18 protein-coding genes and 1 riboswitch are annotated in these 21,771 nt (G+C 58.6%); of the genes, 14 read left to right on the plus strand and 4 right to left on the minus strand.

The annotated features are described in order from the left end of the window. Positions 1 to 35 precede the first annotated feature (35 nt). From CI601_RS02990 to CI601_RS03015, 6 genes are all read left to right on the plus strand, one after another. Positions 36 to 827, plus strand: coding sequence for a TPM domain-containing protein (locus CI601_RS02990; protein WP_121914218.1), 792 nt, complete (start codon positions 36 to 38; stop codon positions 825 to 827). Between the two features lie 4 nt (positions 828 to 831). Then, positions 832 to 1,590: a response regulator transcription factor gene (locus CI601_RS02995; protein WP_024626572.1), complete on the plus strand. Its 759-nt coding sequence runs from the start codon at positions 832 to 834 to the stop codon at positions 1,588 to 1,590. A gap of 130 nt (positions 1,591 to 1,720) precedes the next feature. Next, positions 1,721 to 3,535 (plus strand): cell wall metabolism sensor histidine kinase WalK, encoded by a 1,815-nt coding sequence (locus tag CI601_RS03000; RefSeq protein WP_259465291.1) that lies wholly within the window; start codon positions 1,721 to 1,723, stop codon positions 3,533 to 3,535. Between the two features lie 86 nt (positions 3,536 to 3,621). Next, positions 3,622 to 4,011, plus strand: coding sequence for a cold-shock protein (locus tag CI601_RS03005; protein ID WP_121914219.1), 390 nt, complete (start codon positions 3,622 to 3,624; stop codon positions 4,009 to 4,011). Positions 4,012 to 4,079: 68 nt separating this feature from the next. Continuing rightward, entirely contained in the window at positions 4,080 to 5,078 is a 999-nt protein-coding gene (locus CI601_RS03010; RefSeq protein ID WP_121914220.1) for a DUF3027 domain-containing protein, read from the plus strand. Positions 5,079 to 5,179: 101 nt separating this feature from the next. Beyond that, positions 5,180 to 7,828 (plus strand): ATP-dependent Clp protease ATP-binding subunit, encoded by a 2,649-nt coding sequence (locus CI601_RS03015; protein ID WP_121914221.1) that lies wholly within the window; start codon positions 5,180 to 5,182, stop codon positions 7,826 to 7,828. Between the two features lie 424 nt (positions 7,829 to 8,252). On the opposite strand, the gene CI601_RS03020 is transcribed toward CI601_RS03015, so the two are convergent. Then, on the minus strand, positions 8,253 to 10,655 hold the full coding sequence (locus CI601_RS03020) for an energy-coupling factor transporter ATPase (RefSeq protein WP_121914222.1): 2,403 nt from the start codon (positions 10,653 to 10,655) through the stop codon (positions 8,253 to 8,255). 28 nt (positions 10,656 to 10,683) lie between these two features. Continuing rightward, positions 10,684 to 11,289 (minus strand): ECF transporter S component, encoded by a 606-nt coding sequence (locus CI601_RS03025; protein ID WP_081709191.1) that lies wholly within the window; start codon positions 11,287 to 11,289, stop codon positions 10,684 to 10,686. Positions 11,290 to 11,294: 5 nt separating this feature from the next. Next, positions 11,295 to 11,429, minus strand: a riboswitch (FMN riboswitch). A 165-nt stretch (positions 11,430 to 11,594) separates the two neighbouring features. Between CI601_RS03025 and CI601_RS03030 the strand changes: the two genes are divergently transcribed. The 7 genes from CI601_RS03030 (at position 11,595) to CI601_RS03060 (ending at position 19,149) form a co-directional block, all read left to right on the plus strand. Continuing rightward, positions 11,595 to 12,245, plus strand: a complete 651-nt coding sequence (locus tag CI601_RS03030; protein ID WP_183129715.1) for an RNA polymerase sigma factor — start codon at positions 11,595 to 11,597, stop codon at positions 12,243 to 12,245. After that, the gene (locus CI601_RS03035) at positions 12,232 to 13,095 is read left to right on the plus strand and encodes a hypothetical protein (RefSeq protein WP_121914224.1); all 864 of its coding nucleotides are present in this window, start codon (positions 12,232 to 12,234) and stop codon (positions 13,093 to 13,095) included. Before CI601_RS03030 ends, CI601_RS03035 begins: the two co-directional genes overlap by 14 nt. 34 nt (positions 13,096 to 13,129) lie before the next feature. After that, complete coding sequence (locus CI601_RS03040; protein WP_259465292.1) at positions 13,130 to 13,987, plus strand: ABC transporter ATP-binding protein; 858 nt, start codon at positions 13,130 to 13,132, stop codon at positions 13,985 to 13,987. 73 nt (positions 13,988 to 14,060) lie between these two features. Next, complete coding sequence (locus CI601_RS03045) at positions 14,061 to 15,275, plus strand: hypothetical protein (protein WP_147437929.1); 1,215 nt, start codon at positions 14,061 to 14,063, stop codon at positions 15,273 to 15,275. Next, a complete protein-coding gene (locus CI601_RS03050; RefSeq protein WP_121914303.1) occupies positions 15,268 to 16,005 on the plus strand; it encodes an ABC transporter ATP-binding protein in 738 nt (245 codons plus the stop codon). The genes CI601_RS03045 and CI601_RS03050 overlap by 8 nt, the downstream gene beginning before the upstream one ends. Positions 16,006 to 16,145: 140 nt before the next feature. After that, positions 16,146 to 18,062, plus strand: coding sequence for an FtsX-like permease family protein (locus CI601_RS03055; protein ID WP_183129716.1), 1,917 nt, complete (start codon positions 16,146 to 16,148; stop codon positions 18,060 to 18,062). A 52-nt stretch (positions 18,063 to 18,114) separates the two neighbouring features. Beyond that, on the plus strand, positions 18,115 to 19,149 hold the full coding sequence (locus CI601_RS03060; protein ID WP_121914228.1) for a glycosyltransferase: 1,035 nt from the start codon (positions 18,115 to 18,117) through the stop codon (positions 19,147 to 19,149). A gap of 12 nt (positions 19,150 to 19,161) precedes the next feature. On the opposite strand, the gene CI601_RS03065 is transcribed toward CI601_RS03060, so the two are convergent. Both CI601_RS03065 and CI601_RS03070 read right to left on the minus strand, forming a co-directional pair. Further along, the gene (locus CI601_RS03065) at positions 19,162 to 19,935 is read right to left on the minus strand and encodes a histidine phosphatase family protein (protein ID WP_121914229.1); all 774 of its coding nucleotides are present in this window, start codon (positions 19,933 to 19,935) and stop codon (positions 19,162 to 19,164) included. A gap of 52 nt (positions 19,936 to 19,987) precedes the next feature. Continuing rightward, positions 19,988 to 20,767 carry a nitroreductase family protein gene (locus CI601_RS03070; protein WP_121914230.1) on the minus strand — a complete coding sequence of 260 codons (780 nt, stop codon included), beginning with the start codon at positions 20,765 to 20,767 and terminating at the stop codon, positions 19,988 to 19,990. Between the two features lie 172 nt (positions 20,768 to 20,939). Here CI601_RS03070 and ppgK point away from each other — a divergent pair, with 172 nt between their 5' ends. Then, the gene (gene ppgK, locus CI601_RS03075) at positions 20,940 to 21,710 is read left to right on the plus strand and encodes a polyphosphate--glucose phosphotransferase (protein ID WP_024626544.1); all 771 of its coding nucleotides are present in this window, start codon (positions 20,940 to 20,942) and stop codon (positions 21,708 to 21,710) included. Positions 21,711 to 21,771 lie beyond the last annotated feature (61 nt).

Below are 21,771 nucleotides of genomic sequence, written 5' to 3' on the forward strand. Positions count from 1 at the left end.
GGAGTCCACTGCCGTCAACCGCTACTGTGGACACTATGACAGTGTTCAAGCAGTTGCCCCGTCCGAGGACCCATGTGGTCGAACGAGTCCCCTTCCACAAGACGAATCCGGTCGGCGTTTCACCCATAAGGCGGGTGCTGGCTTTCCTGCTCCTGATGATTGTGATGGTCGGCGTCCTAGAACCGATCAGGGCTTTTGCCGATGAGCCTCAGACTGGGGCCGGAACCATGACCGACACGATCACCGATCCGCAGAATTTGCTGGGTTCGGACGTGGGATCAGTCAAGGATGCTATCGAGGAAACTGCGCAGCAGACAGGAGTATCGGTCCGACTGCTCTACCTTCCGCATTTCTATCAGGGTGTTAAGCCTGAGACCTGGGCATCCAGGGTGCTCGAATCGATGAAGCCCACCCACGACACGGTCCTGCTGGCTGTGGCCTCTCAGGACGGCAAATTGGTCGTGGCGGTCTCCAGCAACTCGCAGGCCTGGCTCAAGGACCAATCCAGCGTGGATCAGCTCTCGCAGGCGGCTCTGGAGCCGGTCACCAAGGGCCGCAATCCCGACTGGGTGGGCTCGGCCAAGGCCATGATGGACCAGGTTGAGACTCTTGACCAAAACCACCGGCATCACCGGGTGATGATCATTGCTCTTTCGGCGACGGTTGTCGTCCTGATCGTGCTGGGCGTAGCCGTTACGATTTGGTGGCGTCGTAGTAGCCGAACCGGGGCTCATCATCGCAAGTCCGGCGCTGCGAAGAAACAATCACGCCCGGCAGAGACGGTCAGCAAACTATCAGATAATACCCAGAAAGACGCGGCAAGCTGAAACCATGAGCAAACCGACGCAAGCACAACTGGTCGTGGTCGACGACGAACCGTCCATCAGGGATCTGCTGGTGGCCTCCTTGCACTTCGCAGGCTTTGCAGTCGAGACCGCGGCGTCCGGCTCCGAGGCCATTCAGGTCATTGAGCGCGTCCAGCCCGATCTGATCGTCCTGGATGTCATGTTGCCTGATATCGATGGATTCACGGTCACCTCCCGCATCCGTCAGGAGGGAATCGAGGCACCGGTGCTCTTCCTGACGGCCAGGGATGATACCCAGGATAAGGTCATGGGGCTGACTGTGGGCGGCGACGACTACGTGACCAAACCTTTCAGCCTGGAGGAGGTTGTGGCCAGAATCAAAGCTATATTGCGTAGGACGCGCGAGCATCAGGAGGACGATCCGATCATCCGCGTAGGGGACCTGGAGATCAACGAGGATTCGCACGACGTCACCAGGGCCGGGCGACCCATCGACCTGAGTCCGACCGAATACAAGCTGCTGCGCTACCTGATGGACAATGAGGGCCGTGTGCTCAGCAAGGCGCAGATTCTGGACCATGTCTGGCAGTACGACTGGGGTGGGGATGCGGCCATTGTGGAGTCCTACATCTCCTACCTGCGCAAGAAGGTGGATGGCATCACCATCAGCGACGGACACGGTGGGGAGCGCAAGGTCACCCCGCTGATCGAGACCAAGCGGGGCATCGGTTACATGATTCGGGCCCCTAGGCAGAACGCATCGGATGGCGGCGATGGCGACTAGTCCCTTGGGCTCGACCCCTATGGCAGAACCGTCGGCTACTCACGACCCGAGGTCGGCTGACAGGGCCAACTCCACTGTGGGTTCGGATTCTGACAAGGGAAACGGCTCCGGCAGATCGAGGGGGCGATCCATGCGCAGGTCGCCGCTGGCTGCCATTCCCCTAAGCACCAAACTTGTAGCCAGCATGCTCATCCTGCTCATCGTGGGCACGGTGGGTGTCTCTGTGGCCATCTGCCAGATGGCCGACGACTATCTGATGAAGCGCACGGACTCCCAGCTGATTCGCCAGGCCAACCTGGGCATCCGCAACGCCACCCTTCTGCGCCAGGAGGACCTGAGCAAGAATGGCCTTGGCCCCACTGATTACTTCCTGCAGATCCGCGACGATAAGCTGCACATTATTTCGGACGATCTGAATCCCATGCAGGTCAACGGTGTCATATCCCGCCCGCGTCTGCCCGCCGACGGCAGCCTGGATTCGATACCTCTGGGCAAGCCGACCACGGTGCCGGCCTATGTGCGCGTCTCGCGACAGGCTTCGCCAGACCGGGACACCATGAAGCGAGCCCGGGCCTCCTGGCGGGTGGTGGCCATGCAGTGGAAGCTGCGCAATGAACTGGACGGCTCCGAAATCAGCGGCGTCCTCTTCATCGGTCTGTCCATGAGCGACCAGGACGAGGCCGTGCATGATCTGACGGCTTTCTGCATGATCATTTCCGTTGTTGTGGTCCTTCTGGGCGGAGTCATATCGGTCCTGCTGATCCAGTCCACCCTGGTTCCCCTCAAACGCATTGAAAAGACCGCTGCAAAGATAGCGGCCGGTGACCTTTCCCAACGCATTCCCAGCTTCCCGGAGAATACCGAGGTGGGTTCCCTGGCAGCATCCTTGAACGCCATGCTGGCGCGAATCGAGCGTTCCTTCGACGAGCAGCGCCAGACCACCGAGAAAATGAAGCAGTTCGTTTCGGATGCCAGTCATGAGCTTCGTACTCCCCTGGCCGCCATCCACGGCTATGCAGAGCTCTACAGGATGCAGCGCGACTATCCAGGGGCTTTGGAGCGGGCCGACAAGTCCATCCAGCACATCGAGGACTCTTCGACTAGGATGACGGTCCTGGTCACGGATCTGCTCTCGCTTGCGCGCCTGGATGAGGGTAGGGGGATCGATCCGACCCTGCCGGTCGATCTGACTGGACTGGTGCGAGACGGGGTGGACGACCTGCATGCCTTGGACCCGGGCAGAGAAGTGGCTACAGGAAAGGTTTGCCTGCACACCGAAGACCAACCCGCCCCCCAAGAGATGCCGGTCACGCCCAACAAGGGTCTACCAGGCCTCAAGGGGCGCAACAAGGAAAAGATCACCGTGGGCGGCCACCTTGGCCCAGCCGTCAGCTTGGACATCCAGGAGGGTTCCCTGCCATCGGTACCGGTGACTGGCGACCCCAGCCGCCTGCGTCAGGTGATTACCAATATCGTGGGCAATATCCACCGCTACACCCCATCTGATTCGCCGGTCCAGGTGGGGCTGGGCCTGGTCAAGGCGACCATCGCTCCAGCCGATTTGACCAGGTTGGAGGCCACTGAGTCCTCGCTGGGACACCTGACCGAGGCGATCCAGGTGGCAGAGAACAGCCATGTGGGCACCGACTACGCCATCATCCGAGTGGTCGACCACGGGCCTGGTGTCCCGGAGGAATCCAGGTCCAGGCTCTTCGAGCGCTTCTACACGGCCGACCCGTCCAGGGCTCGGGAGAAAGGCGGCACGGGGCTTGGACTGGCCATTGTCCAGTCCATCGTCAAGGCCCACCAGGGGTTCATCTGTGCCTCGCAGACTCCGGGGGGCGGCTTGACCTTCACCATCGTCATACCCCAGGGCGCCAACCGGGATCAGGGGCGCACTGAAGGCCAGACCAATCCTGCCGCCAACAGTCCCGTACGCCTATGACAAGATGGGTCGTCCTGCCCGCCCGGGTCAGGTAGACTGATTCCGGATATACCTGTTCAAGAAGTAATGTAAGGAAGTGGCAGAGCATGCCCAGCGGGAGAGTACGGTGGTACGACGCCAAGCGGGGGTTCGGGTTCATCACGGATGAACAAGGTGGGGATGTCTTCCTGCCTTCATCAGCCCTGCCTGCTGGGGTATCTACCTTACGCAAGGGATCCCGGGTGGAGTTCTCGGTGGCTGAGGGCCGCAAGGGTCCCCAGGCCCTGGATCTGAAGCTGGTGGGGCCGACCCCCTCCATTCTGCGTGCCAAGCGACCCGATCCGGACGATATGGCAGCCATCGTGGAGGATCTGATCAAGCTGCTGGACTCCGCGGGCAATGGCCTGCGCCGGCACCACTATCCAGGTCGGGCTGAATCCTCCAAGCTGGCCACCCTCCTGAGGGCTGTGGCCGATGACTTTGACGTGCCGGACTGAGTGGGCGGCGAGAAGAATCCGATCTGGATCGGCCTGATCCGGTCCAACTGATGATGAAGGTGTGATAGATGGTTCAAGAGGACCTGGATCCTGAGGAACTGGCCAGGCGAGTGGCTCTGAGCGTGGCCGCCGACAGTGATGAGGTCGGTGGGCTGATCGGCCGCACTTTGATTGGGGACGGAGTCTGGGACTACCGGTTCGCCTCGGCCATCAAGGGTTATGAGGGCTGGCAGTGGTCGGTCACCCTCTACCGCGATGAGGATGCCGATACCTGGACTGTGGATGAATCCTCTCTGGTGCCTACCGATGCGGCCCTGCAGCCCCCGGCATGGGTTCCCTGGAAGGATCGCCTGCTACCCTCGGATCTGAGCGTGACCGATGTCATGGGAACCGAGCCGGACGACCCCAGGCTGATAGCAGGATACAAGCCTGCGCAAGCCGGTCATCAGAATTCTGAAGTACAGCAGAACCCTGAAGATAATAATCCTGAAGATAATGAAGAAGGCCAGAAGGAGCCAGCCTCGGTTGATGCTGATGGTGTGGTCTTTCACCTGGTAGGCCGCCCAGGTGAAGAAAAAGACGCTCAGGAGCAGGAACCGGAGGATCAGGCTTCCCTCGGCGCACAGACCTCTTCCGCGGATTTGGATGAGGCTGTCGACCGCTTCGCTCTGAGCCGCCGACACGTAATGACCGCCGAGGCCAGGACGGCCACCGCCAAGCGCTGGTACGAGGGGCAGCACGGCCCCAAGTCCCTGTCAACCCGTACAGCCAAGGGCAAGGCCTGCGAGACCTGTGGCTTCATGATTCCGCTGGCAGGTGACCTTGGAACCATGTTTGGTGTATGTGCCAACCGTTGGAGCCCGGACGACGGACGCGTGGTCTCCCTGGATCATGGCTGCGGCGAGCATTCCGAGATCGAACCCCAGGAGGAGTCCCATCTCTGGGTCCAGTCCCAGCCGGCCTATGACGATCTTCATATCGATGTGGTCAGGCAGAAGCCCCGCGAGGAGCGCCCTGAGGTGGAACTCATGGAGCAGATGCAGCCGGAAGACGGCTCAGAGGACTGATTCCAGGCCCCGTTGCGTTCAGAGCGCAATCGCCGGCGGGCCGAGAATAAACGTCACCGTAAATCTGTAGAGTGAATTACGGATCAAAGGGAAGGACAAGTATGTTCGAACGGTTTACCGACCGTGCGCGGCGGGTGATTGTGCTGGCGCAGGAAGAGGCCCGCACCCTGCAGCACAATTATATCGGCACCGAGCACCTCCTCCTGGGCCTGATCAGGGAGGGTGACGGTGTTGCCGCCAAGGCCCTGGCCTCCAAGGGCGTGGAACTGGATGCCACCCGCAAGCAGGTTGAGGAGATGATCGGTAAGGGCAATGCGGTTCCCAATGGGCATATCCCATTTACGCCGCACGCCCGTCAGGTTCTGGAGCTGTCACTGCGCGAGGCGCTTCAGTTGGGTCACTCTTACATTGGTACCGAGCACATCCTGCTGGGACTCATCCGCGAGGGTGAGGGTGTCGGCACCCAGGTGCTGATCAAGATGGGTGTGGACTTGGGCGATCTGCGGACCGCCACTATTGACATGATTCGCGGCAACCACGAGGGCGGCGACGCTGGCAAGGGCGATCTGGCCAATGCCGGCGGCGTTTCCAACAAGGGTGGACAGACCGGTTCGGCCATCCTGGACCAGTTCGGCAGGAACCTGACCCAGGAGGCTGCTGAAGGCAAGCTGGATCCGGTCATCGGCCGGGCCAACGAGATCGAGCGGGTCATGGTCGTCCTCTCCAGGAGGACCAAGAACAACCCGGTGCTGATCGGCGAACCTGGCGTGGGCAAGACCGCCGTGGTCGAGGGCCTGGCGCAGAAGATTCATGAGGGCGATGTTCCCGAGACCCTCAAGGGCAAGCAGGTCTACTCGCTGGATCTGGGCTCCATGGTGGCCGGTTCACGCTACCGGGGCGACTTCGAGGAGCGCCTGAAGAAGGTGCTCAAGGAGATCAAGACCCGGGGCGATATCATCCTCTTCATCGATGAGATTCACACCATCGTTGGAGCGGGTTCGGCCGACGGTGCTCTGGGTGCCTCTGACATGCTCAAGCCGTTGCTGGCCCGCGGCGAGCTGCAGACCATCGGAGCGACCACTACCGACGAGTACCGCAAGTACATTGAGAAGGATGCGGCTCTGGAGCGGCGTTTCCAACCCATTCAGGTCTCCGAGCCCACCATCGCCCAGACCATCGAGATCCTCAAGGGTCTGCGCGGTCGTTACGAGCATCATCATCACGTCACCATCACTGACAAGGCCCTGCAGTCGGCCGCTGAGCTCTCTGCACGCTACATTCAGGACAGGAACCTGCCTGACAAGGCTATTGATCTGATCGATGAGGCCGGCGCACGTCTGCGCATCAAGCGGCTGACAGCTCCGCCGGAGCTCAAGGAGCTGGACGCCAAGGTGGATCGCATCTCCGCCCAGAAGGATCAGGCCATCAAGGATCAGGACTTCGAGAAGGCCGCTCAGCTGCGCGACAGCCAGGAGAAACTGGAGGCCGAGCGCAAGGAGAAGGAGCAGGCCTGGCACGAGGGCGAGTCCGACGTCAAGATGGTTGTCGACGAGGATGTAATCGCCGAGGTGGTCTCCTCGACCACCGGCATCCCGGTCTTCAAGCTGACCCAGGCCGAGTCCAAGAAGCTCCTGGGTATGGAGAAGGAGCTGCACAAGCGGATCATCGGCCAGGATGAGGCCGTCTCCGCCCTGTCCCGCTCCATCCGCCGTACCCGTGTGGGCCTCAAGGACCCCAAGCGTCCAGCAGGTTCCTTCATCTTCGCCGGTCCCACCGGCGTGGGTAAGACCGAGCTGGCCAAGGCTCTGGCCCAGTTCCTCTTTGACGATGAGGATGCCTTGATCCGGGTGGATATGTCCGAGTTCTCGGAGAAGTACTCTACCTCTCGTCTCTTCGGCGCCCCTCCGGGGTACGTGGGTTACGAAGAGGGCGGCGAGTTGACCGAGAAGGTCAGGCGCAAGCCATTCTCGGTGGTCCTCTTCGACGAGATCGAGAAGGCTCACCCGGACATCTTCAACACCCTTCTGCAGGTGCTGGACGACGGCCATCTGACTGATGGGCAGGGTCGCATGGTGGACTTCAAGAACACCATCATCATCCTGACCACCAACCTGGGAACCCGCGACATCGCCAAGGCGGCCAACACCGGCTTCAACGTGAGCGGCAACACCGAGACCTCCTATCAGCGGATGAAGGATCAGGTGACCAGCGAGCTCAAGCAGCAGTTCAGGCCTGAGTTCCTGAACCGCCTGGATGACATCATTGTCTTCCAGCAGCTGACCGAGCCCCAGGTCCGTCAGATCGTCGATCTGGACATCGCGCAACTCAACGATCGTCTCTTCGAGCGTCATATGTCCCTGGATCTGACCGACAAGGCCAAGGACCTGCTGGCCGAGAAGGGGTTCGATCCGCTCCTGGGTGCCCGGCCTCTGCGTCGCGTCATCCAGCGGGACATCGAGGATGCGGTTTCCGAGAAGATCCTCATGGGCGACCTTACGGACAACGAATCCGTTCAGGTTGACGCCGAAGGCGAGGGCATACTCGGCGAGTTCACCTTTACCGGCAAGCCCTTCGAGGGACCTCGTCATGCAGCCAGCTCTGCCGATGGGCAGGACCAGAAGTCCGAACTGGTCGGAGCTTCGGTAGGTGCTTCCGACGCTGATCTGCCATCAGCAGGTGAGACCGACAGTCAGAGCCAGGATGGTCAAGGTTCTGAGCAGGCCGGTCAGAGTTCCCCTGCTAGTGACTGAGACACTGGGTTAATGCCCGACGCGGCTGACTGAAGAGGGGCTGGAGCACTGTCCATGTGCTCCAGCCCCTCTTATTTCGTGCTGCCGAGAGTAATTTATGGTGATCTCTGTAATATGGTCCTTAAAGCATCGTTTGGGATATAGGGCGTCTATTGGCAGAGTGAGCCCCGCATTCGTTTTGCCTCACGAGTCCATCGAGGGGATTAATCATGTTCTTATATCAAGCGTACGTCTGCGGTGAAATTGACAGTAAGTGACGCTAGCGTTCCCGAGTCAGCCTCCAATTCACAACGGCTCGTTTACTCGGGTAGCCGAGTAAACGACGACTCAGGAAGTTGCGTGATGGAACACCTAGGCCAGGCATGGGAGAAGGCCTAGTTAACCGAAAGGACAGCGGGGTAAGCGCTTGATGTGGCCTGGCTGCTCAGAACAGGGGATGCAGCAGCAGGGCCAAGAGATAGAGAGCCATAAGAGCGATGAACAGGATGTCCATCCTGCCAAGTTGCAGCAGGCGGTAGTGGGTGCGCTCTTGGCGACTGCCCTCATAGCAGCGGGCATCCAAGGCTCGGCTCAGGTTGTCAGCGTGGCGAAGGGCTCCGGCGAAGACGGGAACCGTGATGGCTATGGCTGCATGCAGGCGTTGTGAGAGCGAGCCAGACTCGATGGATCCGCCGCGAGCGGCCTGGGCTTCCACGATGGCCTGAACCTCACGTCCCAGTGTGGGGATGAAACGCAGAGCAAGTGAGAGGACCAGGGCGATCTCATTGGTGTGGATGCCCAGCCTGGACAGTGGACTCAGGAGGGATTCACAGGCATCGGTCATCTGCGTCGGGGTGGTGGTCTCGACCAACAGCGCTCCCAGGAAGATGATCAGCATGAAGCGGCAGGCATAGAGTACAGCCACCCAGATGCCGCCAGTGGTCAGCACGAATGGACCCCAGGCAGCCAGTCTGCGGCCTGTTTGTGTGACCAAAAGATTGAACAGGGCCAGCAGAAGCATGAGGGCCAGAAAACCCTTGACCGAGTTCAAAATGGAACGCAGTGGAGCTCGGGCAGCGGCAAAGAGACCGACAGTGACCACCAGAGCCAGAATAAGTTGCGCTGGCGTGGAGATGGCGAAAGCGGTGAACATGGCTAGGAGGAAAGTGACCATCTTGGCTCGCGGGTCCAACCTCGCCAGCAAGGAGACGGGTTTCTGGTCGGTTTGAGTGTGATCCGCTACCTGCTCTGTTGCGTCTGTTGCCAGCAGTTGGTGGTAGCGCTCCACGACTTGAGTAGTAGGCCCATAGGCTAACGTTTTTCCATGCTCCAGTAGCAGGGCCTGATCGGCCAGATCCAGGGCCTCCCGATCGGCGTGAGTGCTCATGACGATAGTGACTCCACGCTGGTGGAGCACTCGAAGTAGCCGTATGATGCCTGCGCAGGCCTGGGGATCGAGACTGGCGGTGGCCTCGTCCAAAACCAGCAGTTGAGGGCTGCAGGCCACGACTCCGGCAATCGCTACCAAGCGCCGCTGACCCCCCGAGAGCTCGAAGGGTGAGCGGTCGGCCAGATCACTGATGCCCAGAAGCTTCATGGCATCATCCACCCGCTGCTGCACCTGCTCGGGTCCATAGCCTAGGTTGTGCGGACCATAGGCGATGTCCTGGGCTACGGTATCCGCAAAAAGCTGATGTTCGGGGTATTGCATGACATAGCCGACCCTTTGGCGCAGAAGCTTCAGATTCTGGCGTCGCAGATGCTTGGCCTTGGGTCTGTCGGGCCCGGCCAGGGGAAGGCCGGCCACCTGGATGGATCCGCTGTCGGGAGCGGCCAGGGCACAGATGAGTCTGGCCAGGGTGGACTTGCCGGATCCGTTGCGCCCGATAATGGCCAGGGTCTGTCCTGCCGCCAGCTCCAGATTCACCTGGCTGAGGGCTTTGCTGTCGGCATCCGGAAAACTGTAAGAGACATCCGACAACTTGACCATGGGAACGGCGTGGTCATCGACTGCGGTCTTCGCGTCCGTATCTGATACCCCGTTTTGGGTCGGTCGATTTTGGTCAGGTTCGCCAACAAGGGCAGGCAGATCCTGCCTGGTCAGGATCTGATCGGGTCTTCCGGAGGCCACGATGCGTCCATGGTCAAGCACGAGGACTCGATCAGCCTGTCTGGCCTGTTCAAGTAGATGGGTGATATGGACGACAGCTGTGCCCTGGGCTGTCAGCCGGCAGAGGATCGATTGAATCTCCTGTCGGCCGGCCGCATCGAGCATGGCTCCAGGTTCGTCCAGTACCATCATGCCTGGGTTCATGGCAAGGCTGCCGGCTAGGGCCAGTCGTTGCTGCTGTCCGCCAGACATGCGAGTGGGATCGTCATTCATCCGCGCCTGCAGATCCACTTGCTTCAGGGCCGCCGGCACGCATGAGAGCATCTTTTGGCGGGGCAGGCCCAGATTCTCGGGTCCGAAAGCCACGTCGTCCTGGACGACGGTGGTCACGATCTGGTCTTCGGGGTTTTGAAAGACCATGCCGATGCTCCGTCGTGCCTGCCGGTAGGCCTCAGCGTCGATCTGTCGGCCTTGATCCGGGTTATCGGAACAGACTGCCCTGCCCATAAGCTCGACCTGACCGTGGTCGGGTGCCGTCGCACCTGAGAGGATGCTTCCCAGGGTGGATTTGCCGGAACCATTCGCCCCTAGGATGCACAGATGCTCACCTGCATGTACTTCCATGGACAGATGATCCAAGGCCCAGGTCTGTCCTCCATCATAGGAGAAGGAGACCTGGCTGAGACGGGCGACCGTTGCCTTTGAAGCCGTAGAATCCGAGACTGTGGATTCGGTCATGGATGTTGCCATGACGTTCTGCCGTGGCCTACTTGTTGATCAGCGTGGAAATGGGCTTGTAGATCAGGAAGGTGACCACGCCGTGGATGGCGAACTTCATCAGGTTGAAAGGCAGGAGGATGGGCACGATCATGGCGACTACCTTGGCCATGGACATGTGCGCGTAGAAGGGTGTGATCACTACGTTGCACAGGATGGCTGCGATCACGCCCAGAATGGCGCCGGAGACGATTCCGATGACTGCTCCCTTACGGCTGTGCATCTTGCGGTAGACCAAGGCTGCCGGCACGCTCAGTGCCAGGGCCACGATCATCGAGATTAGAGCGCCGAAGGGGTTGGTAAACAGGTGTGGGACGAATCCCAATATGGAGATGATGGCGGCAGCTGCTGGGCCGAATGCGAAGCCGCATACCAGGACGACGATGCCTGAGGGGTCGTATTTGAGCCACGGGGCGGCAGGAAAGATCGGGAAGGAGAAGAAGCTCAGAACCATGGCCAGGGCTACGAAGAGCGCGTAAACCGCGATCCGCTTGGTCGACCAGCGTCCTGAACCGCCTGCACCTGTGGAATGGACATCGTTGAAGCGCGTGTCCTTGTTTGCAGTGGTATGTGAATGAGAATTGGGCATGCTCATAGAGGGCCTCGTTTCTTCCATCCGGACTGTAACCGTTGGCTTCGGACTTGAACCGATATCCACCGCTTGCGCGGGTCGCGGGCTCCCGGCATTCAGCCGGATACCGCCAGTAAGGACTTTCACCTTCCCTGAAACTGACGATTTCAATATAGCTGCGGTCCTTGGAATGGTCAATTCTTTCTCACTGCTAGTGCATTTCTAGACACGCCAGGAAGGAAATAAAACCGCCTTCCATGCAACTATTGCAGCCTGCACAACGAATATGAGGTTGTCGAAAGTTCACAATGCTGCAAGGAGGCTGGAGCATGGCGAGGATGGGTGACCATCTGCTGCCTGCGGATGACGCTATGCATCCGGCCTTGGTCAGACAAACCAGTGACGGAGACGCTGATGGTGGCCAATCCCAGGCAGAGGACCTGGAATGGATCAGAAACATACTGACAACTAGATCCTTTCGCGCAGCCGATGACCTAGTTCGCAAGTACTACGACGACATCCTGGCCTACATCCGAGCTCAAGTAGGCGATAAGGAGGAGTCGCTGAACCTTGCCCAGGATGCCTTTGTTGCCATTCTGCGGTCTTTGGGCAGCTACGATTCGCACAAGTCCAGCTTCCGTACCTGGATCCACCGCATCGCTACCTACAAGGTTATTGACTACTGGCGGATCCGTCGCAGGCGGCAGCGGCAGGAGGCACAAGTATTTGTGGCATCCGGCCACGATCAACATGACGACCCCGCCGACCAGACCTTCAAGGACGACCTAGTTGGTCGGATTGAAGACAAGATCTCACAAGCCCCGGTCCCGGCGCAGGCAGTTTTGCGTCTCCATCTGTATGCCGGCTATGGGTTCGCGCAGATTGCCGAGGCCTGCGGAGAGCCTGAAAACACGGTCAAGGCTCGGTATTACCGACTTTTGGACAATTTGAGGAAGGAGTTTGGTCATGAATCGGTCTGAACCTGATATCCGTCCCGTTCTGGCGGCTCTTCAGGGTAGCGACCTTGAGCGCGATGATTTTGCTGAATCACAGATCGGCAGTTCCCGGATGCGCGAGCGAATCATAAAAACGATTGTCCGCAAAGGGATGGGAAGACGTCCTGGGCTGATCTGGACCCTTGTAGCCATGGTCCGTTCCCTAGGCCTGAGAAATCTGCTCTTTGGCCTCTGGGACTGCGTCTTTATCGGCTTGATTCTGACTGTGGCAGTTTGGGCGACCGTCTTTGGCTCCTTCATGAAGACTGCTTGGCCCAGCAGAGTCGATAGAATCTTCGGTCTGGTTGTCCCCATATTCGTCTGCTCGCCTGCTCTTTTCCTGGTGGTGCACCTTTTGGTAGTGCTCAAGGAACGGAATCTGAATACCCTGAATCTGATCAGAACCTGCAGGTGGTCATTCCGTCAGATAGCCGCAGTCAGGATGCTTCTGTTCGGCATGGTCAGCATGATGATTTCATCCTTGGCTACGGTCTTGCTGGCGTGGACGACCAATCCGGGGCTGTCCACCATGACCCTTCTGGGGATCAGCTTCTCCTCCCTCTTTCTCTTTTCCCTGGTGCAGATCTGGGTAGAGGAGCATATGCGTGGAGAACTGTCCGTCTATCTGGTTCTGGGATTTTGGATTGTGCTCGGCATGATGCTTTATCTGACTCGATTCGCCACCGCCCCCATCCTTGTCTCCATTCCGCCGGCCTTGAGCCTGGCGACGGGCCTTGTTCTTCTGACGATCTTCCTGCTTGTTCTGCATGGACGCTGCGTAGGCTCACATCTGTCAAAGCGAGCATGGCATATGAAAAGACTGGCGACGGCATGAGGGCGGAATCTTACATGTTTAGTGTGAAAGGACGGTGAGTTTCGTGCTGCACTTGGACCATGTGTCAAAGAGCTTCAGGAACAAGCGGGTTATCAACGATCTGAGCCTCTCCATTGGAACCGGTGTCCATGGGCTTCTCGCGCCTAACGGAGCAGGCAAGACCACGCTGATCCAAATGATCGCCACCCTGATTTGCCCGGATTCGGGAAGCATTACCTGGAACGGGCAAGACATCATGGTCATGGACGAGGACTATCGGGGACTACTAGGGTATCTGCCCCAAAAATTCGGCTATTACCCGGACTACAGCGCTGAGGATTTTTTGACCTACATAGCTGCCCTTCAGGGGATCGGCCGGAAACGGGCCAAGCCCTTGGTGAAAGATCTCCTGGAGACCGTGGGACTTAAAAACCAGGGCAAGCAGAAAATGAAGACGCTCTCTGGTGGCATGATTCAGCGCGTGGGACTGGCACAGGCCATGATCAATGACCCGGAACTGATGATTTTGGACGAGCCGACCGCTGGTTTGGACCCTGGGGAACGTGTCCGCTTCCGCAACCTGGTCCATGCCCTTTCGCGCGACCGGATCGTCATCCTATCCACTCATATCGTCTCTGACCTGGAGACCATCGCCGACCGGGTCATCATGCTTAAGGATGGACAGATCTGCTGCAACCAGTCCCCAAGGCAGATAAGCCGCTGGCTGGAAGGCAAAATATTCCTGGTTCCTGCGGATTATCGCTTAGGGCAGGGGCAGCTGCTCCTTGAGGACGAGCTGGACGGGGATGCGACCCGGCTCAGAATTTACTCACCTGAGTCGCCGTCCCAGGGCCAGGCTGTTCCTGCCAACTTGGAGGATGCCTTCCTGGTGATCTACGGAGACGAGGAGTAGCGATGCAGCATACTCCGCCGAATCGGGCTCGCAATCTTATTTCTTGCCAGGGATGTCTTCAATGAGATGGACGGTGGTCAGGAACGAAATGCGGCACCTTCTGGGTACCTCTTTTTGGGTGGTGCTCAGTCTGTCTCTTGTATTCGTTTTCTGTATGAATCTAGCTATGTATGACCAAATTCCCACTGACGAAGCCCGTCATGACCTAGCTAGCTACGGACCGTATGTCAGTCAGTCCACCATTGCTGGATTCAAGCGTGAGGCTAACAGACTTGAACCGGTGGTATCCAAAGATCTGATGGCACTTGGTCCTCAGGCTGTTCAACTGGGCGTCAAGAATTATCAGTTGGCCAGGGACCTGGTCGATTCGGTCGAGGGCTCGCGCTGGACAAATCCTTCAGTACTGAATACAGACCGGGGCAAACTGACCGGCCGCATCAATGCCTTGCCTAGCTATCGTCGGCTTGCTCATTGCCATGATGTCATGGATGCCTATCGTGGATGCAACCGGGAAGCCCTGACTGCAAGAGCCGAGAAACAGTTGCATAAGGGCGGTAGTAATGGCATCGAACTGCCCGAATCGGTGACGAAACGGCTTGACATCTTAAGTGGACAGTGCAGGGCGGGTATGGGCCTGGCCGCTCCTAAATTACTGGACTACACTCAGAGCAACTTCAGACTTTCAGTCTATCTGGTCCCGCTTCTGGCAGCCTTGGTTGTCGTGGCCCCACGCCTTGTTAAAGACCAGGTCCATGGGGTCCGGCAGACGCAGTTGACGACACGGACCGGACGCTTCTTGCCTGGGCTGCAGGTGTTCGCCATGGTCTGTACGGGCCTGCTGATGATGCTCATGGTGGCAGCGGGATCATTCCTGATGTGGGTGCCCAAGATCGCGGGTTTGCAGGATCTTCCGGTTTTTGATGGACATGCATTGCCTTGGTTCACCTGGTCCTTGGGGGAGTATCTGGCTGTGTTCGTATTGCTCTGCCTGGGGTCCGCCTTTCTTGTTTTTCTCTTGGTTCTCTGGATTTCCATGCACTGCAGGACCTACACGCGCTTGGTCTTGCTTGCAGTTCCGGTGGTGTTGCTGGCCGTTCATGTCTTTGTCGTCTGGCTTCTCGTGGATCCATGCTGTATTGGCAGTGTGGTGACTCGGATTGTGCCATTGCCCGGCATTGAGCTCTACCTAATCCTGGGACTGTTGGTTTTGACCCTTTGTCTTTGCTGGTGGTCGGCCAGAAGGCTTTGTTGCCTAGGCGACCTGAATGAAAGGAAGATCAATGAATGAACTGCCACTGAAAATGGAGGAGGTGTCCTTCCACTACAAGGCTGGTGAAGCTGGAATAGATCAAATCAGCCTGGAATGCTCGGCAGGATCTTGGACCGCAGTTATGGGTCCTTCCGGAGCGGGGAAAACCACCTTGCTTTATTGCGCCTCGGGGCTCTTGCCAGTACAGCAGGGATCGGTCGAGATAGCCGGCCAGAACATAGCCAGGATGAAGGAGTCCGCCCTAACCAGGATGCGCCGCGACCATATCGGTTTCGTTTTTCAGGATTACAACCTGGTCGAAGCCTTCACCTGCTTGCAGAACGTCATGCTGCCCCAGCTCTTCGGCGGTCCCAAAGTTGGTGTCGCCCAATCGCTGCAGGCCTTGAAGATTTTGGATCTAGATGGGTATGCGCAGCAATATCCGTCTGACATATCTGGCGGTCAAAGGCAACGCGTGGCCATTGCCAGAGCGCTGGTCGCCCAGCCAGATATGATTTTCGCGGACGAGCCCACCGGGGCACTTGATACGCGCAGCTCGGAAATGGTTCTGGATGCCCTTTCGACCTTGGTGGAGAGCGGACGGACCGTGCTCATGGTGACCCATGACCCCAATGTGGCGGCTTGGGCGCAGCGCACGGTCTTCTTGGTGGACGGCACAGTGCATTCGATATGCCAAGGATATACGGCCGAGCAGCTGTCCGCTCACCTGACCAGCATGACTCAGGTCGGCCAGGGGGTAGGACGATGATGCATGCGCGTAAAGGCCAAGCAGGAAGAGGAGAAGTTCCCGGACGGGATTCCCTGCATGCATTCTCCTCAATCAGTCGACCGACCCTGTTCTCCTTGGTCTTGTCCCTGATCAGGAAGCATCGAGCATCGTACGCGGTCATGGGTCTATCCACCTTCCTGGCATCCCTGCTGACCTCTTCGACCATGCAGGTCTACCAAGCGGGAAAGTCATTTGACAATATCGGCGATCTGAATAGGTTGAACACCTACCAGCGTCTCCAAGCCAAGGTACCTTATTCAAATCTCTCCATGGTCACTATTCCGGCGCTGGCTTGCTGCCTGCTGGTGTCGGTCTTTTTGGTCCTCTCGTCGGTCACTTTTCTGATTCAGGAACGCCGACGCGAGTATGCAATGATGCGGTTGAACGGAGCCTCGCGCAGGAGGATCCTGATCATAGGTATCTTGGAATTCTCGATCCCCCTGGCCCTCTCGAATCTCATTGGCTGCCTGGTCGGATCTCTCCTGACCATACCAGTTGGACGGTTTTACGCGCGCTCTGCCGAGTTCAGCGACAGTGGCATGGTTTTCACACCGCGGATTCGACCTTCCATTGCAGTGGTCACCTTCATCATGATGATGGTCGCCTGCCTGTTAGGAGTATGGATGGCTATGCGCAAGGTGGGCGGGGCAGCTCCGCTCCAGCTCATGACGGAGACCAGTGACAAAACCAAGCGGATCGGATGGATTCGTTCTTCGGCAGCCTTGGTCTTCCTGATCCTGACCTTGGTGGTCGGGTTCGCCCCACTGCCTTCTATGACCCAGGACCTGCGTATTATGCTCGAGGTCATTCTTGTCATCACTACGGTCTATTTGGCGGCTCCGATCCTGGTTGTCCTGACTGTGTCGGTCATTGGTCTGATCCCGGCGAAGGCTGCCGGGGGGCCAGGTCTTCTGGCCCTGCAGCGTGCTCGAAAGGAGAGCGCAGGCTCAACCGCTATAGCCCTCCCAGCCATGATGATCCTGACCATCATCATCTCCCTTGTAGCCGCCATGCAGGCTGGCTCCATCGGAGGGGCGGTTCTGAGCCTATATCCGCTGAAGGCCGATGTTATGGCTACTTCCCTTGATTCGGATGCCCAAAACCGCAACCCATCCGATCTGATCGGTGGGATGCCTGAGGTTCGAGACTTTGTTGCCTACCAGACTCAGCAATGGGCTATGGAAGGATCAGCGGGCCAGACGGCAACGGTGGTATGGGAACCTGCCGAGCAACTGCAGGGTCAGAAAGTTCAGAGTTCGCCGAGCATTCATTTCTCCTTTGTCCAGGGGAATTCGTCTGATCTCGGTTCAGACCGCGTCGCTGTGAATCAGGATTCCTCCTATTCCATAGGCGACACCGTTCGTCTTCTTGATCGCCATGATCAACTGCATCAGGTGCGGGTCGTTGCCCTTGTTCAGTCGCCTGAGGGCATTCCAGAACTATCTGCAGGCAATAACTATCCTCTGTTTCTGACGGCGGAGGGTGACCTGCCTCAATTGGGTGAAGACGCACATACGATCATTCCCATATCGGCTGTCAATCCAACTGATGCGCACGGGATTACCTCCCGTCTGAAGAGTGGCCTTCAGGGCGATTTCGCGGTGCGGACCAGGCAGGAGTATATAGATGACTTCATTCAACGAGGCCTGTCCGGGCAGACGGCCATGACGGTCATGATCGTCGGCGGGACCATTCTTGCCCTAATTTTCATGATGCAGTCCATCGCCATTTCGGCTTGGGAGCGCAAGCGGCAGAACCAGCGGCTCAATCAGATCGGGGTGGCCTGGAGGTCATTAGCCTGGTCGGGAGTGATGGAGACACTGACCGATGTGGCGGGCGGTGCAGTGATGGCGCTGCTGGGGATCGCCATTGTCGAGGGCTGTATTGCCTTGAGTTTTGTCCAGGCTGGCATGTCTATGGCTCTGACCCCCGTGCCCGTCGGCCGGTTCCTTCTGGTGACTGTGGTTCTGCTGCTGGTGGCGGTGTTCACATCCTGGGTGTGCAGCCTGCGATCCAGGAAGGCGGAAGAAGGCTGAACCTACTAGGAGGATTTTGCTTCAGTAAGCAAAGTTGCGGGGCGGTGTCACAATGGAGAGCATGGGAAAGACCTTGAATAAGGCGGCCATGGTCGTCGTAACCTATAAGCGTCAGGAATTGCTGACAGGCCTGTTCGATTCGATTCTCCAGCTCACCCAGGCCCCCTGGCGGATCGTGGTGGTGGATAACGAGAATTCGGCAGACACGCGAACCATGGTCGAGCAGTTTTCTGAACGTGTGACAGGACGTTGGGGCAGGACCATCATCGACGGCTCCGGCAATCAGGAGCGTGTCGTTTATCTGCCACAAGACCACAATGGCGGCGGCGCGGGAGGCTTCTCCGCTGGCGTGCGCAAGGCATACGAGCTGGGGGCCAAGTGGTTCTGGGTCATGGATGATGATGTTGCAGTAGAACCTGAAGGACTTGACCTGCTGGCTAAGTGGAGTGACCGCTATCAGGTGGTGCAGGGTTCCCGGCTGGATTATGATGGCGGACCATTTTACTGGCAGTATCATTTTCTTACCGCCTTGGGCATTCCAGACCCGATAGCACCGGGGGAGTTCGGCCCATCGGGCTGTCGGCCCATGAACACCATGTGCTTTGAAGGAGGGTTCTTCTCCCGGCAGGTTGTGGAGCAAATCGGTCTGCCTGACCCGCGCTTCTTCATCTATTGGGATGACACCATCTATGGGTATTTGGCATCCAAGGTCACACAGCCTGTGGTCGTATCCGATGTAGTCATGCGTCGGACTCGCAACATCGCCAACTGGAACATTGCCGGGGTGCGCCAGCTCAATTCCACCTCGGATATGAATCGTTACCACATCATGCGCAACCGGGGCTTTATGGCCAGGTATTTCATGGTCCATGGGGACTATCGGCCTCTGGCTTTCGCTCTAGGAACCCTGGCAACAGCTCTCAAGGAAATCATCCGCCTTCTGGCTGTTGATCGCAGTCACATCATGACTGGTATCCCTGCCATCCTGAAGGGATGGGTGGATTCGCGCCAGATATTGCATGATCCCGACTGGCGACCCATGGAGCCCCTCAAGGGCCAACCAGCCGGGAAAATACAGGGCGCCTGAAAGTTCTGCCTGCTACTTTTCCTGACTTCCTGCCTGGAAGTGCTCCATGGAACCGATAGGCCCTGCCAGATGGAAACCGCCATCCTGGTAGACGACCTTGGTGACAGCGGTGTTGTCCATATCAGGGATGGGGCAATGGTCATCGATGGCCACCAGGAACTGTTGCAGGCACATGCCCGAGGAAACCACCAGGACAGGTCCGCCACCCTCTTCGATGGCAGACTGGGCGATGCGCGTCAACACCGCGATCATCCTGCTGCGGACCTGGGCGGTGGTCTCAGCCCGATCCTGTTCCTCAAGTCCGGCGGAAAGGACGTCCTGGGCATCCAGCTGATGGAAGGTGTCCTGCATATGGACGGAGATGTTCCTGCCGTAGGTTGCCTTGGCCGTAACGAAGTCCTTAAAACCCATGGCGGCGCAGACCTGGTCCAGAGTGGTGCGCTCGTCCCGGCCCTCGAAACTGCCGAAATTGTCTTCACGCAGGTCGGGATCCACGCCCACGGGTAGGTCCCCGTTGCCTGACATGTCAAGGGCCAGGCGGGCCGTTTCGTATTGGCGGCTCAGATTGCCACTCCAGGCCGCCCGGAAACGAATGGGCCGCAGACCCCGGCCGAACTGGCGCACGTCCTCGCGGCCTTGCCTGGTCAGGGGGAAATCGGACCAGCCCTGCATCAGATGCATGACATTGGCCGTCGTTCTGCCGTGACGGGTCAGGTAAAGGGTTGTCGAACCTGCTTCAGTGCTCGGTTCAGCGGCGGATTGTGATGATGATGCTCCATTGTTCATAGTTCATCACCCTACACGGCCCCCTTGCCGGGGCACTAGGGCACATCCATGGTCAGGACCTGATGAACCGGCCCCCGTCGCCCCAGGTCCAAGTGCCGCCGCCGGCGCCAATCTGGAAGTTCATTTTGGCTATGCCCAGATCGACCGCGGATCCGTAGGCGACCGAGGGATCCAAAGTGGCGATCGCATCGCCTGAGTCCTTGTCCCAGGCGAAAACCACGGGCTGTCCGTTCATGGCCGAAGGTGCCTTGGCGGCAGCTGCAACGCCGGACTTGAACCATTCCGGTGCATCCTGGCGGTCCTGCGCGCTCATGGCTGAGGTCAGTTCCTCATAGCTCTTGGATGTTCGATGTTCGGCTTGGCGTTGGCAAAGCATGGCGAAGTCCTGGTTGCCGTAGCCGATCTGGTCGGCCGGATAGCCGATGGTGACCACCAGATAGAGCGACTGACTGGGGGTAATCCGGCAGTGGCGTTCGGCTGCCTGACGGTCCCAGCTGCCCGACACCCATCCTGTCCCCAGTCCGTACAGGGTGGCGGCAAGAACCATGCGCTCGCCGTAAAAGCCGGCTTTCTCCAGGCTCTCCTGATCATCCTTGGGTCCGACCAGGGCCAGGTAGTTGGCCGCATTGGCCAGGTGGCCGGAAGCGTTGTCGGCCGCAAAGGCATCGGGCTTGCCCAGAACCAGCTGCATGTCCAGACCGCTCAACGTGTTCAGAGCGTTCAGGGTGCTGCTCAGCTGCCTGGCCAGGTCGGAATCGATGGGCTTGGGGTCGTATTCTCTGGTGGTGATGCGCACGTTGACTGCGTCAATAAGCTGTGTATGTTCGGTCATAATCTCATTATCCCACCCAATTATTCTTCCTGCAGGTAGTGGCACAAGCCAAGTGGAAGGGCCGCGCTTGGTCTGGCTTATACCGCTCCCAAGGGCTGCAGAGGCATGCCTTGGGGTACAATCACTACCGTGCCGGTTCGGACCCTCATCTTTGATCAGCTAAGGAGCAGCAATGATTGAAACAGCGCAGGCTTTCGGAGTGGATATAGGTGGATCCGGTATCAAGGCTGCCCCTGTTGACCTGACAATCGGTGATTTTGCCGAGCCTCGCAAGAAAATTCTCACTCCGGAGCACTCCACGCCGGAGGCTGTGGGTGTTGTCGTCAAAGAGCTCCTGGATCGCTTCGAGGTTTCCTCGGACGTGCCTGTAGGCATCGCCTTTCCAGCACCCGTCAAGCCTGATAAGCCGCTTGATTTCATGGCCAACCTGGACCAGGCCTGGGTGGGCACCAATGTTCAGGAGGTTCTTTCCAAGGCTTGCGGCAGGCCCGTCAGCGTTGTCAACGACGCGGATGCAGCTGGCCTTGCCGAGGTGCAGTATGGGGCGGCCAAGGGACAGAAGGGTCTGGTCATCGCCACTACACTGGGCACCGGCATCGGCACGGCTCTGATATACAACGGCGTTCTGATCCCCAACAGTGAGCTGGGCCACCTGACGCTGGACGGCAAGGACGCAGAGAAGTACGCAGCCTCTTCGGTGCGTGACCGCAAGAAGCTGAGCTATAAGAAGTGGGCCAACCGTCTGACCAAGTACTATCGACTGCTCGAGCACTACTTCAATCCCGATTTCTTCGTCGTCGGCGGCGGTGTCAGTCGGATGAGCGAGAAGTTCCTGCCTCACATCGACATCAAGACCCCCATCGTGGCTGCCAAGCTGCGCAACCAGGCTGGCATTGTGGGTGCCGCCTATCTGGCTGACCTTCGGCAAAAGCACCTGGGGTGAAGCAGGGCTTTTCCTGCGACCGACCTGTTTGGGGCGTTCTGGCCACTGCTGGATCGGATGA

This window comes from Bifidobacterium sp. wkB344, assembly GCF_003688305.1.
In the GTDB taxonomy this organism is placed as follows: Bacteria; Actinomycetota; Actinomycetes; order Actinomycetales; family Bifidobacteriaceae; genus Bombiscardovia; species Bombiscardovia mizhiensis.

Coding starts and splice junctions, on each gene's coding strand:
- CI601_RS03055 (WP_183129716.1), top strand. CDS start 16,146: ATGGGTCTATCCACCTTCCTGGCATCCCTGCTGACCTCTTCGACCATG.
- CI601_RS03010 (WP_121914220.1), top strand. CDS start 4,080: ATGGTTCAAGAGGACCTGGATCCTGAGGAACTGGCCAGGCGAGTGGCT.
- CI601_RS03020 (WP_121914222.1), bottom strand. CDS start 10,655: ATGACCGAATCCACAGTCTCGGATTCTACGGCTTCAAAGGCAACGGTC.
- CI601_RS03015 (WP_121914221.1), top strand. CDS start 5,180: ATGTTCGAACGGTTTACCGACCGTGCGCGGCGGGTGATTGTGCTGGCG.
- CI601_RS03065 (WP_121914229.1), bottom strand. CDS start 19,935: ATGAACAATGGAGCATCATCATCACAATCCGCCGCTGAACCGAGCACT.
- CI601_RS02990 (WP_121914218.1), top strand. CDS start 36: ATGACAGTGTTCAAGCAGTTGCCCCGTCCGAGGACCCATGTGGTCGAA.
- CI601_RS03035 (WP_121914224.1), top strand. CDS start 12,232: ATGAATCGGTCTGAACCTGATATCCGTCCCGTTCTGGCGGCTCTTCAG.
- ppgK (WP_024626544.1), top strand. CDS start 20,940: ATGATTGAAACAGCGCAGGCTTTCGGAGTGGATATAGGTGGATCCGGT.
- CI601_RS03000 (WP_259465291.1), top strand. CDS start 1,721: ATGCGCAGGTCGCCGCTGGCTGCCATTCCCCTAAGCACCAAACTTGTA.
- CI601_RS03060 (WP_121914228.1), top strand. CDS start 18,115: ATGGAGAGCATGGGAAAGACCTTGAATAAGGCGGCCATGGTCGTCGTA.
- CI601_RS02995 (WP_024626572.1), top strand. CDS start 832: ATGAGCAAACCGACGCAAGCACAACTGGTCGTGGTCGACGACGAACCG.
- CI601_RS03030 (WP_183129715.1), top strand. CDS start 11,595: ATGGCGAGGATGGGTGACCATCTGCTGCCTGCGGATGACGCTATGCAT.
- CI601_RS03050 (WP_121914303.1), top strand. CDS start 15,268: ATGAATGAACTGCCACTGAAAATGGAGGAGGTGTCCTTCCACTACAAG.
- CI601_RS03005 (WP_121914219.1), top strand. CDS start 3,622: ATGCCCAGCGGGAGAGTACGGTGGTACGACGCCAAGCGGGGGTTCGGG.
- CI601_RS03025 (WP_081709191.1), bottom strand. CDS start 11,289: ATGAGCATGCCCAATTCTCATTCACATACCACTGCAAACAAGGACACG.
- CI601_RS03070 (WP_121914230.1), bottom strand. CDS start 20,767: ATGACCGAACATACACAGCTTATTGACGCAGTCAACGTGCGCATCACC.